We start from the raw sequence: 16234 nt of genomic DNA on the forward strand, positions 1-16234 counted from the left end.
CGGTATCGATAACGTTTTCGAATCGGCGGCGACACCTCGTCGACTGCGGCCCTATCATCATCGACGTGGTGTTTCAGCAGCGCGTCAAGATGTCCGATGTCGCACGCACTGCCGGCGTCTCGGTCGCGACCGTATCGAAGGTCGTCAATGGCAGATACGGCGTGGCCCGAGCGACGGTGGAGCGCGTCCAGCAGGTCATCCACGACCTCGGCTACGAGGCGAGCCTGGGGGCGCAGAGCCTGCGCAGCCACCGGACCAACGTGCTCGGCATCCTGTTGGCCGAGTTCGAGCCGTTCTCGACCGAGCTTCTCAAGGGCGCGTCCCAGGAGGTCGCGGGCAGTGGGTACCAGCTACTGGCCTACTCCAGCGGGGACGGCGAGGGCGCGGCAGTCGGATGGGAGCGGCGCTCGCTCGCCCGGCTCTCCGGCACTCTCATCGACGGCGCCGTGATCGTCACGCCGACAGTGGTCGAGACCGAGAACAACTTCCACGTCGTGGCCGTCGACCCGCACACCGGTCCGTCCCACCTACCCACCGTCGACTCGGACAACTTCGCCGGTGCGGTGCTGGCGACCAACTACCTGCTCTCCCTCGGCCACACCCGGATCGGGCACATCAGCGGACGCACCGACCTGATGTCGGCGCAGCTGCGCGAGGCCGGCTTTCGCAGTGCGATGGCCGAAGCCGGCGTGCCGGTGGACGAGCGGCTCGTCCGCCCCGGTGGGTTCCGGATCGAGACCGCGGCCGGCCCGGCCGCGGAGCTTCTCGGCCTCGCGGACCGGCCGACCGCGATCTTCGCGGGTAACGACCTCTCGGCGATATCCACGATGGCCGTGGCCCGCGACATGGGCCTGTGCGTGCCCGACGACCTCTCGGTGATCGGCTTCGACAACGTGCCGGAGTCGGCGCTCGTCAACCCGCCGCTGACGACCATCATGCAGCCGCTGCAGCGGATGGGCGCCGAGGCGTTGCGCCTGCTCGTCGACCTGATCGCCGGCGTCGAGCGCGACACCCACATCCGGCTCCCGACGGAGCTGGTCATCCGCTCCTCCTGCCGCCCGCACCGCTGACGCCCAGTCGGCCAGACGGCCGGCGCTTCGTCCTGCGCCACGCGGGGGGCGAGCCGGCGCGGGGCGCGCGGACCCGTCGCCAGGCAGTGGTCAGGCGACGAGCAGAAGAACGCTGACCGCCAGCATCACCACGGCCGTGGCCCCGTGGACGCCGAAGACGATCGCCTTGGGGCCGTTGCTGCGCCACACGATCAGGGCGTCGCCGACAGGTATGCCGGCGGCGGCCAGCATGAACCAGCCCAGCAGCTCGGGTGTCGCTCCCGCCACCAGGATGAAGACGAAGAGCCCGGACGCTATGTCACGCACGGCCTTGACGGTCAGCCATGCCTGGAAGCTGCGGTCCTCGGTGGGCGTGCCGGGGATGCCGAAGCCGACTGCGGCCTGTGGCGCCCAGAAGGCGCGCACCCCGATGACGATGATGCCCGCGCCGATCAGGCCGGCGAGCACGGTGGCGATGGTGGTGAGCATGAGCATCTCCTCCTGGACGGATATCTAGCGTCGCTAGATTCGATAGCGAAGATAGTTTGCCTTCGGCAGGATGTCTAGCGTTGCTAGAATTCGCTCATGTCCGCCATCAGCGAGCGCCGTGAACGTGAACGCGCGCACCGCCACCAGCTGATCATCACGGCCGCGCGGGAGCTCGCCGAGACCGAAGGCTGGGAGGCGGTGACGACACGACGGCTGGCGGACCGGGTCGAGTACAGCCAGCCGGTGCTGTACAGCCACTTCAACGGCAAGGACGCCATCGTCAGCGCCGTCGCCCTGGACGGGTTCGGCGAACTCGCCACCCACCTGCGCCGCGCACGGCAGGCCGCCCCCGGGCCCGCGCACGCCCTGCGCGCCGTCTGCCGCGCCTACCTTGACTTCGCGACCGAACGCCCCGCCCTCTACCAGGCCATGTTCATCCTGCCCACCGAACTGACGTTCGCGAGCGCCGAGACACCGGCCCCGCTGCGAGCCTGCTTCGACGAGTTCGTCAGCTGCTTTCCCCCGGCCAACGAGCGCCGCGAGCTGTTCGCCGAAGTCCTCTGGGGCGCCCTGCACGGCATCGCCGTCCTGTCGGAGAGCGGTCGCATCCCCCCAGCCGGCCAGGAGGAACGAATCGACCTCCTCGTCACCAGGTTCGCCGACTCCCCGGCGAGCCCGGGCACTCCGTAAGAGCCTGCGCTCCGATGATCGTCACGGGCCGCCCGGACGGCCGGCGCACGCCGGCGCACGCGACAGGGTGGCAGAACGTGAATCTCACCTAAGTCGACAATCTTTTCCCTAGGTTCGATGCGCAGGACGCCGCCGAACCGGGGAGAGACGTGGACAGCTATCCGGCGATCGAGGATCACGGGCTCATCGGCGATCTGCAGACCGCCGCGCTGGTGACGTGTGACGGAACTGTCGACTGGTTCTGCGCGCCGCGATTCGACTCGCCGAGCATCTTCGCCGCGCTGCTGGACAAGGAGAAGGGCGGCTACTTCCAGATCGCGCCGCACGACGTGCGGTACGTGACCAAGCAGCTCTACCTCCCCGGCACGCCCATCCTGATCACCCGGTTCATCAGCGCCGACGGTGTGGCCGAGGTGATGGACTTCATGCCGGTCACCGGCGAGCGGGTCACCGACGCGCACCGCCTGGTCCGCCTCGTCACCATGGTCCGGGGCAGCATGCGCTTCCGGGTGGAGTGCCGACCGCGGTTCAACTACGCCCGCGACGAGCATCAACTGGAGCGCCACCACGACGGCTACGTCTTCCGCAGCCGGTCGGCGACGTTGACGTTCAACCCGGTCGACCCCGTGCGGCGGTTGATCTCCGAGCAGGGTGACATCCACCTTGAGGGCGGCGACCTGGTCGCGTACGGCACGCTGAACGAAGGTGACACGGGAGGGGTGGTCCTGGAGACGGGCGGCAGCGAACCGCGCATTTTCCCGCCCGAAGAGATCCAGGGGATGTTCGAGTGGACCCAGGACTACTGGCGGCGCTGGCTCGAGCGTTCCCGCTACACCGGCCGCTGGCGGGAGATGGTCGAGCGCTCGGCCATCACGCTGAAACTCATGACGTACGCGCCGACCGGCGCGATGATCGCCGCGCCCACCGCCGCGCTGCCCGAGCTGGTCGGCGGAACCCGTAACTGGGACTACCGCTACACCTGGGTACGCGACACGTCCTTCTCCGTGCACGCGCTGCTCGGCCTCGGCTTCACCGAGGAGGTCAGCCGGTACATGAACTGGCTGGACGAGCGGATCCGCGAGGCCGGCGACCACCAGGATCCACTGAAGATCATGTATCGGGTGGACGGATCCTCCGACCTGCACGAGGAGGTGCTGGACCATCTGGAGGGCTACCGCGGATCACGCCCGGTGCGGATCGGCAACGGCGCCGCCGACCAGCTCCAGCTCGACATCCACGGCGAGGCGCTCTACGCCATGCACCTCGCCGACGAGCAGGGCATCCGTGTCTCGCACCAGGTGTGGAAGAGCACCGTCCGGCTGGTCGACTGGCTCTGCCGCAACTGGGACCAGCCCGACGCCGGCATCTGGGAGAGCCGGCACCATCCCCGCAACTACACCTTCGGCCGGGTGATGTCCTGGGTGGCACTGGACCGGGCGATCCGACTGGCCACCCGCACCGGCCGCCCCGGGGACATGGCCTGCTGGACCGAACAACGCAACCGCATCTACGACCAGGTCATGGCCCGCGGATACCACCGGGGCCGGGGCACGTTCGTGCAGGCGTACGACGAAAGCGTGCTGGACGCGGCGCTGCTCGCCATGCCGGCGGTCGGTTTCGTGACGCCGAGCGACCCCCTGTGGCAGTCCACCCTGCTGGCGATCGAACGCGAGCTGGTCTCCGACAGCCTGGTCCACCGGTACGACCCGGTCCACTCCCCCGACGGCCTCCCCGGCCACGAGGGCACCTTCAACATGTGCACCTTCTGGTACGTCGAGGCGCTGGCCCGTTCCGGCCGCCTCGACGACGCCCGACTCACCTTCGAGAAGATGTTCACCTTCAGCAACCACCTCGGCCTCTATGCCGAGGAGATCGCCGCCACCGGGGAGCAGATCGGCAACTATCCGCAGGCGTTCAGCCACCTCTCCCTGATCAACTCCGCGCTGACCCTCAACGACCTGCTCGACACCGAGGCTGACGCCCGCCGCCGCCGGTAGCGCCGGTCGCCCGTCACCCCGCGTGCGAGCCCACCTCGGGAAGGGCTTGACGCGCCCACGTCCATCGCGCATCGTCGATACATATCGACCATCTCGAATGTGTTCACGCGGGGAGACCTGATGAAAGCCTTCGTCACCACCGCAGTGGCCGCGGCCCTGCTCCTGACCACGGGCAGCGCATCCCACGGCCAGCCGGTCGCCGACCCGCCCTGCGCCGGGCAGATCCACCCGAACCCGGGGTTCGAGCGCGGCGCGACAGGCTGGAGCGCCGGCCCCCGCATCGTCGTCTTCGGCGACGCGACCCGGCCCGCACACACCGGGCGCGGGTACGCCACCTTCGCGGGGCTGGACGTGACGCGCAGCGACCTGCTGCGTACCACCGTCACCGTGCCGGCCAACTGCGACCTGACGGTCAGCTTCTGGGTGCGGACCACCACCACGGAGATCAGCCGGGGCGACTACCTGAACGTCGGAATGGCGGTCACCGGAATACCGCCGAAGACGAGGTTCTCGCTGGCCTTCGACGGCGGGGCGCTGTGGCGGCAGTACACCATGTCGAGTGGGACGGCGACGACCGAGCGCACCGCGACGGTCAGCTTCCTCGGCAGCGAGACGGCCGGCAACGGCGTCACCGCCTTCGACGTCGACGACGTGACCTTCACGTTGGGCTGACCACAGCGGCGAACGCTGATCGACTCACCTCGCTCGGGCGGGCCAGTCCACCGTCTCCAGAGCGGGGTGGTTATTGACGGAGGCCACCTGAGCCCCGGGACCCGCAAGGGATTGAGATTCCCGTCTCTGCGGGCGGAGTTCCTGGGCGGTGATGGCCATCGACTCTATGCTTGCCGCCGAATGCACGGCGGCCCGTCCGGGCCGAGGGGGACCGATACGGGGATTCGCGAATGCGCCGCAAGTCTGCTCCGAGCAACAGCACCGCCGGCGTCAACGACGAGACGCCGGACGGCCACCTGACCGCCGCCGCAGAGGGTGCCGCGCTGCGATCCGCGGTCGCCGAGGAACAGACGTTTCTGGACCTGGCCACGGCCCGGCGGGACAGGCTGGCCGACCACCTGCGGGTCGAGCTTTCGACAGCGGCAGTGGACCCGATGGAGCAGGCCCGGCAGCGCATGCTCCGCCAACAGTACGACGAGCTACGGCGAGCAGAGGACGGGCTGGTCTTCGGTCGCCTCGACAGCCTTGACGGCACGGTGCGGCACGTCGGCCGGATCGGTCTCCGCGACGAGGGCGAGGGCGGTGAGCCACTGCTGGTGGACTGGCGCGCCCCGGCGGCTCGGCCGTTCTACACCGCGACGGCCGGCGACCCACAGGGTCAGGCACGGCGCCGGCACATCCGCACCACGGGATCAACAGTCGTCGGCGTGGACGACGAGCCGCTGGACGGGAGCATGACCGGCGAACTCGTCGGCGAAGGCGCCCTCCTGGCTGCTCTCGACCAGCGGCGCACGGGCCGTATGTCGACGGCGATCTCCACACTGCAACGGGAACAGGACGACATCATCCGGGCTGAGGCGACCGGCCCGCTGATCGTTCAGGGTGGCCCCGGCACGGGCAAGACGGTGGTTGCCCTGCACCGCGTCGCGTACCTGCTGTTCACGTACCGGAAGATGGCCGAACAGGCGGTCCTGGTCCTGGGCCCCTCGCCGCGGTTCCTCCAGTACATCGCCCAGGTGCTGCCCGCGCTCGGTGAGACCGCCGTCGTCTCGGCGACCTGCGACACCCTGCTGGCCGACGTCCAGGTGGGTCGCGACGAGAGCCGGCTTCTCGCCGAGATCAAGGGCCGCGCGCTCTGGCAGGCCACGCTCGAAAGCTACGTCGCGTCACTACTCCCCCGGCCCCGCGAGCTGACGTTGCGCTGGGATGGCGAGTTCTACGTCATCGCGGCCGCGACGGTGGCACAGGCGCTCGCCTCGGCGACACAGGGACGCCCGTACCACCGCGCCCGCGCGGCGTTCGCCGAGCAGGTGCATCACCTCCTCGCCGATGTCGTCGCCGAGCAGCGCGAGGCGCTGATGGACGAGATGGAGGAGGGCTTCGAGGACATCCTCGCCCGCGTCGACAAGAGCATGGAGCATGACCACCACGCCCCCCGGACGTCCACCGGCAGCGACGTCGACGGGCTGCTCTCCGAGGAGGAGGTCGAGCATCTGCGGTCCCGCATCGCCGAGAACGCCGCTGTCGCCCGGTTCATCGAGGCATGGTGGCCCACCCTCGATGCCGAGACCCTGCTGGCTGGTCTGCTGACCGATCCCGCCCTGCTGGCCCGGTTCGCCCCACAGCTGTCCCCCGAGGAGATCGCCGCCGTCTCGGCCGAGCCGGCCGGATGGGCACCAAGCGACATCCCTCTGCTCGACGCCCTCGCTGAACTGCTCGGCGAGGTCGACACCCCGCAACCGCAGGGCGAGTTCGTCGCCGACCGCGCCCGGCGACAGCGTGGCTGGGTGTACGGCCACGTCGTCGTCGACGAGGCGCAGGAGCTGTCCGAGATGCAGTGGCAGATGGTTCTGCGGCGGTGCCCCAGCCGCTCCATCACCGCCGTGGGCGACATCGACCAGGCCGAGGCAGCGCACCGGCACACCAGTTGGGCACAAGCGGTGCGGGCCGTCTTCGGAGACCGCTGGACCGCTGCCGAACTCACCATCTGCTACCGGACCCCGCGCGAGGTCATGGACCTCACCGGACCGGTCCTGGCGAAGGCTGGCAGCCACGGCACGCCACCCCGAGCGGTCCGCTCCTCCGGCATCGCCCCCTGGGAACTCACGATCACACCTGCCGAGCTCTCCGGTGCCGTCGTCGAGGCAGTGCGGCGGTTGCGGCAACGGTGGCAGGGCGGCACTGTCGGCGTCATCGCCCCAGCGGACCGCGTCGCCGAACTCCTCGCCGTGGTCAGCGATGTGCCGGTGCTCACCGCAACCCAGTCCAAGGGATTGGAATGGGACGCGACGCTACTGGTCGACCCGCAGGGCATCGCCGCTGAACCGCGCGGCTGGAACGGCCTGTACGTCGCGCTCACCCGGTGCACCCAGGAACTCGGCCAACTGGTCCTCACGCCGTAGTCGCCCGCGCCGCCGATCTGCGGCTGAACACCGGCCGGGTCGACGTCTTCACGCCGCACGTTCGATCGTCGGCGCCGGACTCTGGCCCAGGAACAATCCGGCCCAGGACGTCACCGTCCTGGGCCGGATTGTGTTGCGGTTGCCGATCTCGCCGATCAGGTGATGTTGATGTCGCTGCACCACATGTAGGCCTGGTCCAGGTGCGACGCCTGCCAGATCACGAACAGCACGTGGCTTCCGGAGCGCCCGGAGGCCGAAACGTTGAACGAGATGTTCTGCGCTGGCGCGTAGCGCCCGGTCGTCGCGATCAGGTCGAGATTGCCCCACCCGACCTTCTGGGTGCTCGGGTTGAACCCCTGCTTGGTGATGTAGACCCGGAAGAAGTCAGCACCGTGGCTGGCCTGGTCGTACAGCTGGACCGTGAAGTTGGAGCTGACGTTGGTCGCCTTCCACGCTCCGGGCTGGTTCACCGAGTCGTTCCGGGAGAGGCCGTTGCTGCACAGTTGCCCGTCCGGGGTACGGGCCTGGTACTGGCCGCCGAGGCCGTCCCGCAGCTGGCTCATCCAGTTCCACATGGTGTCGGGGTTGGCCTGGAACGCCCGCCAGCACATCGGGTCCTGCTGCTGCATGGCTGGGTTCATGTGCTGGTTGCCCCAGGTCTTCCAGCACTGATAGGCCCGGCTGGCCGGGTTGATGATGGTGCCGTGGGCCTGGGCCGCGCCGGTCCAGGGCAGTGTGCCGACCACCATGGCGAACAGCAGGACGACCGCCCGGATGGACTGACGGACGGGTGACCGAGATCGCCCACCGGATTGATCGGGCTTGTGTGAACGCACTGTTCATCCTCCGCTCTTCGGTACGAGAGATCACAATGGGAACGCTCCCAAACCAACTGTTACATCCGTGACCGTAAATATCAATACGGATCCATAAATGGTCGAATGTGGATCAAGCCGGCGGGGCCCACCGGTCGGGCACGCTGAAGGACAAGCCGCCCACCAGGGCCGGATCACCGCCACCCGCCGTGCACTGTGGCACTGACCGCTGACCCGACGACGCGCCAACGACGGTCCGGCACACCGAGATCCGCAGCACCGTCGAACGGATCGCGCGTGACGGCGCCCCCTCGGCTCGCCGCTACCGCAGGACCCGCGAAGGAGACATCCAGCCGCAGGTTCGGAACCGGCGGCCCCGCGGGTACGACCACCCCGCCCGACCGTCCGGCATGGTCACAGCCCGGCCGCGGCGTCGTACCGGCGGCGCTGCTCGGCCATCTCCGATTCGGTGAGCGCCTCCTTGAGCGCCACCTCCTCGTACTTGTCCGGGAACATCTCCCGCAGCCGGTCGACGAACATGACGTCGGCGGTCGCCTCGACCACCTGGATCCCGGGAGGCTGGGTGGACATGTCCATGATCACGGGCCCGGCCAGCTTGACCGCCACGTCCCAGGGCCGCTTCTGCTCGGCGACGCCGCAGAGGTGGAAGCCGTACACCGTGCGCACGTCGGCGAGCGCCGTGACGTCGGACGGCTCGTAGCCGTAGACGCGGACCCCGCAGATCACCGGCGGCTTCTCCGTGGTGGCCGCCTGCTGGGCACCGTGCCCCGCGTGGTTGTGCTGCCCTGGGTCCGCCTGTTCGAGCGTGGTACGCATCCGGGCCGTGATCTGCCCCTGCAGATCCACCGGCTCCGTCGTCGACTCGGCCCGGTTGACCAGTACGACCGCGCCGATCGACACCGCCAGCACGATCACCGCCACCCACACGAAGCGGTTCCGGTACCAGCCCGCGAAACTCTCTCGGGAAATCATGATTGCTTCTCACCTCGTCGCCGCTTCTGGTGCGCTGGCAGACCACATCGGACGCCCCTGGCAGGTCAGACGTCGAGCACGTCAACCGCCGGGGACAGGGACCGGAGATGGGCACGGGCGGGCGAGGGGTGCCTGCCCGGCACGTGCCCGTCGACAGGGAGATGGCCCGGCGATGCGCCATGCGAGCGCCCGCCAAAGCGACGCCCTGCTGGCACTGCGATGCTCCCGTGCTGGCCGCTCCCAGCGCGGTTGCCCCCGCGCTGCGGCGATATGAGCCATTCCAACACGTCTGATCCGCTCGTGCAACATCGACGGTATTCAACGTGGACTCGTCCGGCCACCCAGCCCGAGGCGGCGCGAGCACGGGCTTGAGATTGGTGCGAATCGATGTATCGTGGGAACGCTCCCAGATTGCGTCCCGTACCTCCACCCTGCTTGAGGAGCTGAAACATGTCGCGACGGCGTCGTCGCCCGGCCACCATGCTGGCCGGGCTGCTCATTCTGGCCCTGTGTGCGTTGTTGTTACCACCGGCGCCCGTAGCCGGCGCGGCCGGCCCATCCCGCACCCGCGCGGTGCCCCTCGCCGAGCTGACCGTGGTCTCCGAACAGGTGGCCTTCGGTCTGCAACGGCCAATCGCGATCACCGGGCTGCCGGACGGCCGGATGCTGATCGCGGAGAAGAACGGCACCGTCCGCGCCTATCACCCCGACACGGGCCTGGCGGCCGAGCCGGTGCTCGACCTGACCTCCCGGATCGACACCTCGGACAACGAGCGCGGCCTGCTCGGCATCACGCCGGCACCGAACTTCGCGCGGACCGGAATCCTCTACGTGGCCTACACGAGCCTGCCGGCCGGGGCGTTGACCCTGGCGCGAGTGCCCATCGGGGCCCCTGACCGGGTGCAGGTGCTGCTCACCCAGGAGCACGCCGAATACGGCAACCACAACGGCGGACAGGTGGCGTTCGACCGCGACGGCTACCTCTACTGGTCCCTCGGCGACGGCGGTCACGCGAACGACCCGTTCAAGTCCGGTCAGAACCTCGGCACCCTGCTCGGCAAGATCGTGCGGATCGACGTCAACCGCGCCTGCGGCGGGAAGCCGTACTGCGTGCCCTCCGACAACCCGTTCGTCCGCACGCCAGGTGCACGGCCGGAGATCTGGGTCTTCGGGCTACGCAACCCGTGGCGGTTCTCCATCGACCCGGTCGACAACTCGCTGTGGATCGGTGATGTCGGCCAGGGCCTGGTCGAGGAGATCAACCACATCCGGCCGTGGCAGCGTGGGGCGAACCTCGGCTGGTCCTGCCGAGAGGGCACTCCGGTCTTCGACCAGACGCAGTGCCGGCCGGGCACGCGGTACACCGACCCGGTCTTCGAGTACGAGCACTACCTCACGGAGAACTGTTCGGTGACCGGCGGCGTGGTGTACCGAGGGTCCGCCACCCCGGAGGCGCGGGGTGTCTACGTGGCGAGCGACTACTGCTCGACCCTCGCGTTCGCCGTGCGTCCCAAGCCCACCGGCGGGTACGAGTCCGCGACGATCGGCAACTTCCCCATCCAACCCACCGCGATCGGCACCGACGTGAACGGCGAACTGTACGTGCTCAGTGACCTTCCCGGCTGGCTGAGCCGGGTGCGGTTCGAGCGGGTCCAGCCAGCCCGCTGACGGCAGGGCGTGGTCGGCGGTCCCTGAGTGGCACGGGCGCGGACGGCGTCGGTATCCGGCAACTGGCTACCGACGCCGTCCACCCCTAACTCATGGTGGCGCGGGCGGCGCTGTCGATGAGGTCGGCGACCGCGCCGGGTCGGGAGACCGCCACAGCGTGGGAGGCGGCGATCTCCACCGTCGTGGACCCCGCCCGATCGGCGAGAAAACGCTGCAGGTCCGGCGGGATGCCCTGATCCTCGGTGGTGACCATGGTCCACGAGGGGATGGTCTTCCAGGCGGCCCTGGTGACGCTCTCCTCCTGGGCGCTCGCCGAGGCCGGTCGCTGCGTCGCCGCCATGATCTCGGCGGTGCCGCGGTCGACGTCGGCGGCGAACACCTCCGGGAACTTGTCCTGCAGGATGTACTGATCCATTGTCGTGCCGCCCCCGTCGGCGGGGATCTCGACCATCGCGATGCTCGTTGCGAGCTGACTTCCGGGGTACTTGCCGAGCAACCCGATCACACTCTCGCCCACCTCCGGGCTCACGCTGGCGACGTACACCAGAGCCTTGACGTTGGCGGCACCGTCCGCGGCCTCGGTCATGACCAGCCCGCCGTAGGAATGGGCGGCCATCACGACCGGACCGGGCAAGCTGTCCAGGAGAGCCCGAACGTACGCGGCGTCCTTCTGCACACCGCGCAGCGGGTTGGCGACGGCGATGACCGGATAGCCCCGACGCTTGAGGTCGGCGATCACCCCGTTCCAACTCGACGAGCCGGCGAATGCCCCGTGGACCAGCACCACTGTCGGCATCCCCGCACCCTGGGCAGACATGTCAGGAGCAATGCTCATCTGGGATTCCTTTCGAGGTGCCTCGCCGTTCGCCAGGGCTGGCGCGAAGAGCCGAATCGACCGGGCCGCGCGCATCAGCCGCGCATCCCGGATCCGGCGGATTGCCGCATTCAGAATCCAGCATTGTCTGGCCACTGTCGCCGAGATCGAGGAATTGAGCGGCGGCGGTCTACACGTCACGCGGCGCGACCGAACGTTCTATTCGCTAAGATGGGTGGATGACGCGCGAAGAACCCGAGGCCCGGCCCTCTGAGGCACGACTCAGGCTGCTCCGCACGGCGACCAGGATCTTCTACACGGAGGGCATCCACTCCGTCGGCGTCGACCGGATCATCGCCGAGGCGAAGGTGACCAGGGCCACCTTCTATCGACATTTTCCCAGCAAGGACGACCTCATTCTGGCCTATCTGCGTGAGGTGCAGCAGATGGAGCGCGGCATGGTGGACGAGGCTCTCGCCGCCAACCGGTCGCCGGTCGATCCGCTGCTGGCCATCGCCGGTTCCATCGCGCAGAACATCCAGTCCCCCGGGTTCCGGGGGTGCGCGTTCCTGAACGCCGCGGCGGAATATCCCGACGCGAACCATCCCGTGCACCAGGAACTCATGGCCCACCGGCAGTGGTTCCTGGACACCATCACCATGCTCATGGCGCAGGTCGACAAAGAAACGGCGGATCCTGCGGCGCGTCACTTCGTCATGCTCCGCGACGGCGCCATGGCGGCCGGATGCCTCTCCGACCCGACGATGGTGTCCGAGACGTTCCTGAGTGGCATCCAAGGGCTCCTCAGGATCAACGCGCAGCGTCAGGCGGCACGGTAGCCGCCAAGAGTCCGCCGCGGTCGTGCGCGGCCGGTGACGGCGCGCACGACCGCGACGGCTCAGCTCAGCGGCCGTACGCCTCCAGCAGGCGCAGCCAGACCTCGCTGACGGTCGGGTACGCGGGCACGGCGTGCCACAGCCGGTCCAGTGGGACCTCGCCGACGATGGCGATCGTCGCGGCATGCAGCAGTTCCGCGACGTCCGGGCCGACGAGGGTGAAGCCGACGATCACCCGCCGCTCCTCGTCCACGACCATGCGGGCGTGCCCCTGGTAGCCCTCGGCATGCAGCGTGGACCCGGCGACGGCGGCCAGGTCGTAGTCGACGACCCGGATCCGCAGCCCGGCCGCCTTGGCGGCGGCTGCGGTCAGCCCCACCGACGCGACCTCCGGGTCGGTGAAGACGACCTGCGGCACGGCGCGCGCGTCGGCCGTGGCGACGTGCCGACCCCACGGGCGGTCGTCCACCGCCTCGCCGGTGGCCCGCGCCACGATGACGTCACCCACCGCGCGAGCCTGGTACTTGCCCTGGTGGGTCAGCAGCACCCGCCGGTTGACGTCGCCGGCCGCGTACAGCCACCCGTCGCCGATCAACGCCCCGGCGTCGTCGAGCACCCGCAGGGTGTCGTCGACAGTGAGCCAGGCACCCGGCTTCAGGCCGATCCGGTCGAGGCCGACGTCCTGGGTGTTCGGCGTACGGCCGATCGCGACGAGGACCTCGTCGGCGTCGACCTGTTCGCCGTCGGTGAGCGTGATGTGCACGGTGCCGTCGCCGTCGCGGCTCACCGACGCGGCCTCGGCAGCCAGACGCACCGACACGCCGGCTTCCCGCAGGGACTGCGCGACCTGCTCGCCGACGAACGGCTCCGCCCGCGTGAGCAGTCCGTCCCGGGCGAGCACCGTCACCGCCGAGCCGAGGCCCGCGTACGCGGTCGCCATCTCCGTGGCCACCACGCCACCACCGATGATGGCGAGCCGCCCGGGCACCTGGCTCGCGGCGGCTGCCTCCCGGCTGGTCCACGGTGCCGCCTCGCCCAGACCGGAGACGTCCGGCAGCAGGGCGCTACTGCCGGTCGCGATGACCACAGCGTGTCGGGCGGTGAGCAAGGTCGGGGCGGTGTCCGCGCCGGTCACCTCGACGGTCCGGTCGGAGCTGATCCGTCCCTGGCCGCGATACAGCGTGATCCCCGCCGAGTTGAGCCAGGACACCTGCCCGTCGTCCGTCCAGTGCGACACGATGGAGTCCCGGCGGCGCAGCACGGCCGCCGCGTCCAGTTCGCCGGTCACCGCCTCGCGCGCACCCGGCAGCTGGCGGGCCGCCCGCAGCGCGGTCTGGCTGCGCAGCAACGCCTTGGTCGGCATGCAGGCCCAGTAGGAGCATTCGCCACCCACCAGTTCCCGCTCGACGATCGCGGCGGTCAGGCCGCCCTGCACGACGCGGTCGGCGACGTTCTCCCCCACCGGTCCCGCGCCGATGACAACGACGTCGTAGGTGGCGCTCTCCATGTCAGTTGCCCTTCGCGGTGCGGCCGAGGCGGATGGCTGCGATGAGGAAGAAGATGGCGCCGGGGATGGCGTAGCCGATCGCGTTGGTCAGGGCCGGGTTGTCCGCCGAGGCCGCCGCGATGAACGATCCACCGGCGAGTACGGAGAGACCACCGCTGATGATCATCGGCCACTGGCCGCCCATCTTACGGCGGGTGACACCGACGATCAGCTGCACCAGCCCGGCCACGACCGCCCAGGCACCCCAGACCCGCAGGACCGCCGGGACGCCGGACGTACCGGCGATGCCCAGGCCGACCGCGGCGAGCAGGCTGATCGCGACGTTCACGTACAGCAGGGTGGGCGATCCGGTGGCCCGCGACGCGCGGACGTCGACGATGGCGGCGGCCACGTCGAACAGCGGGTAGAGCACGAGCAGCGTGGCGGTGAGGGGGTTGAGGTGCTTCGCGAGGGGGAAGGTCACGGCAGCCCAGACGATGGCGAAGGCGAAGCGGCCGAAGTACAACCGCCGCAGGGCGGCGGCCGTCGTCGAGATGCCGGGAACGGCAACGGTGGTCATGTCATCCTCTCGAGGATTCCGGAGCGAACTGACGTTCAGCGGGGTGCGGGGCCCCTGGAGGGGCGGGGCTACTCGACGTCCGAGAACAGCCCCGTGATCTCCACCTGAGCGCCCTGGAGCCCACCGAAGACGGCGCCGGCGGCGGGCGTCGCGACCGCGGCGGAGGCGTCCTCGTAGCTGGCGAAGTAGAGGTCGAGCGTCCGGTACGCGGGGGTGGGCGTGCCGTCCTCCTTCGGCCACACCTTGGCCGACTCGACCCGCTGAAGCTTCGGGAACGTCTCCGCGGCCCGGCGTACGTCGGCGTAGACCTTCTCGAACTCGTCCGGGTTGGCGGGATTCCCGATGATCAGAGTGATCTTGGTGGGCATGGCGCTCTCCTTCGGTCACCGCCGCACAGTCAACTGCCGCTAGGCGGAACGAACGTTCTGTCTCTGGGAACGGTAGCGAACGGCACCCCGATCGTCAAGACCGATCGTTCTGTTCACCCAGAGTCGACCCGCGTCCGGGCCGGCACGTCGCGGGCCTGGGCCGGCTGCTGTCCGCGTACTCGAAGGGTTTATCGGGTCTTCGTGGCGAAGGGCCCGCCGTCGCCGAACGCGAGCCGCGCGAAGTTCTCCGCGATGCGGCGATGTCCGGCACCGTCGGGGTGGACCTCGTCGGGGAGGGGAAATTCGGCGTAGTCGGCCTCGCCGTAGAGGTCACGTCCGTCGAGGTAGTGCAGGTTCGGGTCGTCGACGGCCCGCTGTTGGACGATCCTGGCGAGTTCGTCCCGGATGATGGTGAGGGTCAGCCGCCCGGCGCTGCGTTCGGCCGGATCTCCGGTGGCCGTGAACCGCAGCCTCCCGCCGTCGAGGTCCGGTGCGAGAGGGCCGGGCGTGTCTTCCTGGACCGGGCACAGGATGGCGGACACGACCAGCAGTGGCGTGCTCGGGTGCCCCTCCCGGATGGTGTCGAGGAAACCGTGGACCGCGGGGGTGAAGGCGCGCAGCCGCATCGCGTCGCTGTTGACGATGTTGATGCCGATCTTGACGCTGATCAGGTCCGCCGGAATGTCCCGCATGGCGCGGGCGGTGAACGGGTCGAGCAGCGCGCTCCCCCCGAACCCCAGGTTGACCAGCTCCACGCCGCCCGCTGCGGCGGCCAGCGCCGGCCAGATGGCGCTGGGACGACCGGCGTTCGAGCCGTGGCTGATGGAACTGCCGTGGTGCAGCCACGTCCTGCGTCGGCTGGGCGGGCTCTGCTCGACGGGCGCGTCGGTGCGCAGCGCGATCAACTCGGTGATCTCCGTGTGCGGGAGCCAGATCTCGACGTCCTTCTCACCTGCGGGCAGATCGGCGAAGCGAGCGGTGCCGGCCGGTCCTTCGGCGAGCACCGACGTCTGGGTGAACATGTCGGTGACGGTCCGGACGTTGCCGCCGGACACCGAGGCCTGCGCGGCCAGACGGCCGTCGATCAGCAGGTCGTAGACGCCGTCCGCGGGCGGCGGGAAGCCCTGGTAGACCCGTTTGGTGGGCAGCGTGTCCAGTTCGATGGCGGTGGCCCGGGTCCGGAAGACCAGTCGCACACCGGAGGGCTGGGCCTCGGCCATGGCCAACTGGTCGTCGGGGATCTGCCGGCGCGCCCGCGCGGTCAGCCGATGCGGCAGCAGACCGCGCGTGGTCGTCTCCAGGTCGACGACGCCGCGCAGCAGGTCCGCAGTGATCGGGGTGGTCCATCGATGATCGGTGGTCATTGCCTCAAGCC

General features: G+C 69.5%; 15 protein-coding genes. 7 read left to right on the forward strand and 8 right to left on the reverse strand.

Translation table 11 applies throughout. The annotated features are described in order from the left end of the window. The first annotated feature begins 89 nt into the window (after window positions 1–89). Window positions 90–1070 (forward strand): LacI family DNA-binding transcriptional regulator, encoded by a 981-nt coding sequence (locus KBX26_RS25335; protein WP_030328278.1) that lies wholly within the window; start codon window positions 90–92, stop codon window positions 1068–1070. Window positions 1071–1160: 90 nt separating this feature from the next. Here the strand turns inward: KBX26_RS25335 and KBX26_RS25340 are convergent, their stop codons facing one another. Next, entirely contained in the window at window positions 1161–1538 is a 378-nt protein-coding gene (locus KBX26_RS25340; protein WP_030328280.1) for a DUF4267 domain-containing protein, read from the reverse strand. Between the two features lie 96 nt (window positions 1539–1634). Here KBX26_RS25340 and KBX26_RS25345 point away from each other — a divergent pair, with 96 nt between their 5' ends. The 4 genes from KBX26_RS25345 to KBX26_RS25360 all read left to right on the forward strand — a co-directional run bounded on the left by KBX26_RS25345 (window position 1635) and on the right by KBX26_RS25360 (window position 7299). Continuing rightward, window positions 1635–2228 carry a TetR/AcrR family transcriptional regulator gene (locus KBX26_RS25345; protein ID WP_036410724.1) on the forward strand — a complete coding sequence of 198 codons (594 nt, stop codon included), beginning with the start codon at window positions 1635–1637 and terminating at the stop codon, window positions 2226–2228. A 149-nt stretch (window positions 2229–2377) separates the two neighbouring features. Continuing rightward, window positions 2378–4225, forward strand: a complete 1848-nt coding sequence (locus KBX26_RS25350; RefSeq protein ID WP_030328284.1) for a glycoside hydrolase family 15 protein — start codon at window positions 2378–2380, stop codon at window positions 4223–4225. Window positions 4226–4345: 120 nt separating this feature from the next. Next, window positions 4346–4897: a hypothetical protein gene (locus KBX26_RS25355; RefSeq protein WP_210862431.1), complete on the forward strand. Its 552-nt coding sequence runs from the start codon at window positions 4346–4348 to the stop codon at window positions 4895–4897. 230 nt (window positions 4898–5127) lie between these two features. Next, the gene (locus KBX26_RS25360; protein ID WP_210866570.1) at window positions 5128–7299 is read left to right on the forward strand and encodes a UvrD-helicase domain-containing protein; all 2172 of its coding nucleotides are present in this window, start codon (window positions 5128–5130) and stop codon (window positions 7297–7299) included. A 155-nt stretch (window positions 7300–7454) separates the two neighbouring features. Here KBX26_RS25360 and KBX26_RS25365 read toward each other — a convergent pair whose 3' ends face one another. After that, a complete protein-coding gene (locus tag KBX26_RS25365; protein WP_210862966.1) occupies window positions 7455–8135 on the reverse strand; it encodes a lytic polysaccharide monooxygenase in 681 nt (226 codons plus the stop codon). 393 nt (window positions 8136–8528) lie between these two features. After that, a complete protein-coding gene (locus KBX26_RS25370) occupies window positions 8529–9107 on the reverse strand; it encodes a hypothetical protein (RefSeq protein ID WP_210866571.1) in 579 nt (192 codons plus the stop codon). Window positions 9108–9557: 450 nt separating this feature from the next. Between KBX26_RS25370 and KBX26_RS25375 the strand changes: the two genes are divergently transcribed. Then, window positions 9558–10775 carry a sorbosone dehydrogenase family protein gene (locus tag KBX26_RS25375; RefSeq protein WP_210866572.1) on the forward strand — a complete coding sequence of 406 codons (1218 nt, stop codon included), beginning with the start codon at window positions 9558–9560 and terminating at the stop codon, window positions 10773–10775. Window positions 10776–10860: 85 nt separating this feature from the next. On the opposite strand, the gene KBX26_RS25380 is transcribed toward KBX26_RS25375, so the two are convergent. Continuing rightward, on the reverse strand, window positions 10861–11610 hold the full coding sequence (locus tag KBX26_RS25380; RefSeq protein WP_245233507.1) for an alpha/beta fold hydrolase: 750 nt from the start codon (window positions 11608–11610) through the stop codon (window positions 10861–10863). A gap of 218 nt (window positions 11611–11828) precedes the next feature. On the opposite strand from KBX26_RS25380, the gene KBX26_RS25385 reads away from it, so the two are divergent. Then, window positions 11829–12428, forward strand: coding sequence for a TetR/AcrR family transcriptional regulator (locus KBX26_RS25385; RefSeq protein WP_030328295.1), 600 nt, complete (start codon window positions 11829–11831; stop codon window positions 12426–12428). Between the two features lie 64 nt (window positions 12429–12492). On the opposite strand, the gene KBX26_RS25390 is transcribed toward KBX26_RS25385, so the two are convergent. From KBX26_RS25390 to KBX26_RS25405, 4 genes are all read right to left on the reverse strand, one after another. Continuing rightward, window positions 12493–13932, reverse strand: coding sequence for an NAD(P)/FAD-dependent oxidoreductase (locus KBX26_RS25390; RefSeq protein ID WP_210859320.1), 1440 nt, complete (start codon window positions 13930–13932; stop codon window positions 12493–12495). 1 nt (window position 13933) lies between these two features. Next, window positions 13934–14491 (reverse strand): hypothetical protein, encoded by a 558-nt coding sequence (locus tag KBX26_RS25395; RefSeq protein WP_030328299.1) that lies wholly within the window; start codon window positions 14489–14491, stop codon window positions 13934–13936. A gap of 68 nt (window positions 14492–14559) precedes the next feature. After that, the gene (locus tag KBX26_RS25400; protein ID WP_030328301.1) at window positions 14560–14859 is read right to left on the reverse strand and encodes a hypothetical protein; all 300 of its coding nucleotides are present in this window, start codon (window positions 14857–14859) and stop codon (window positions 14560–14562) included. A 188-nt stretch (window positions 14860–15047) separates the two neighbouring features. After that, a complete protein-coding gene (locus tag KBX26_RS25405; protein WP_210866573.1) occupies window positions 15048–16223 on the reverse strand; it encodes a GDSL-type esterase/lipase family protein in 1176 nt (391 codons plus the stop codon). Window positions 16224–16234 lie beyond the last annotated feature (11 nt).

It is taken from the genome of Micromonospora sp. C97 (genome assembly GCF_018070385.1).
GTDB classification, from domain to species: domain Bacteria; phylum Actinomycetota; class Actinomycetes; order Mycobacteriales; family Micromonosporaceae; genus Micromonospora; species Micromonospora parva.

Bases quoted from the DNA above. Each gene is read 5' to 3' on its own strand.
- KBX26_RS25360 (WP_210866570.1), top strand. From the start codon at position 5,128: ATGCGCCGCAAGTCTGCTCCGAGCAACAGCACCGCCGGCGTCAACGAC.
- KBX26_RS25395 (WP_030328299.1), bottom strand. From the start codon at position 14,491: ATGACCACCGTTGCCGTTCCCGGCATCTCGACGACGGCCGCCGCCCTG.
- KBX26_RS25335 (WP_030328278.1), top strand. From the start codon at position 90: ATGTCCGATGTCGCACGCACTGCCGGCGTCTCGGTCGCGACCGTATCG.
- KBX26_RS25380 (WP_245233507.1), bottom strand. From the start codon at position 11,610: ATGAGCATTGCTCCTGACATGTCTGCCCAGGGTGCGGGGATGCCGACA.
- KBX26_RS25405 (WP_210866573.1), bottom strand. From the start codon at position 16,223: ATGACCACCGATCATCGATGGACCACCCCGATCACTGCGGACCTGCTG.
- KBX26_RS25375 (WP_210866572.1), top strand. From the start codon at position 9,558: ATGTCGCGACGGCGTCGTCGCCCGGCCACCATGCTGGCCGGGCTGCTC.
- KBX26_RS25370 (WP_210866571.1), bottom strand. From the start codon at position 9,107: ATGATTTCCCGAGAGAGTTTCGCGGGCTGGTACCGGAACCGCTTCGTG.
- KBX26_RS25345 (WP_036410724.1), top strand. From the start codon at position 1,635: ATGTCCGCCATCAGCGAGCGCCGTGAACGTGAACGCGCGCACCGCCAC.
- KBX26_RS25400 (WP_030328301.1), bottom strand. From the start codon at position 14,859: ATGCCCACCAAGATCACTCTGATCATCGGGAATCCCGCCAACCCGGAC.
- KBX26_RS25355 (WP_210862431.1), top strand. From the start codon at position 4,346: ATGAAAGCCTTCGTCACCACCGCAGTGGCCGCGGCCCTGCTCCTGACC.
- KBX26_RS25340 (WP_030328280.1), bottom strand. From the start codon at position 1,538: ATGCTCACCACCATCGCCACCGTGCTCGCCGGCCTGATCGGCGCGGGC.
- KBX26_RS25390 (WP_210859320.1), bottom strand. From the start codon at position 13,932: ATGGAGAGCGCCACCTACGACGTCGTTGTCATCGGCGCGGGACCGGTG.
- KBX26_RS25385 (WP_030328295.1), top strand. From the start codon at position 11,829: ATGACGCGCGAAGAACCCGAGGCCCGGCCCTCTGAGGCACGACTCAGG.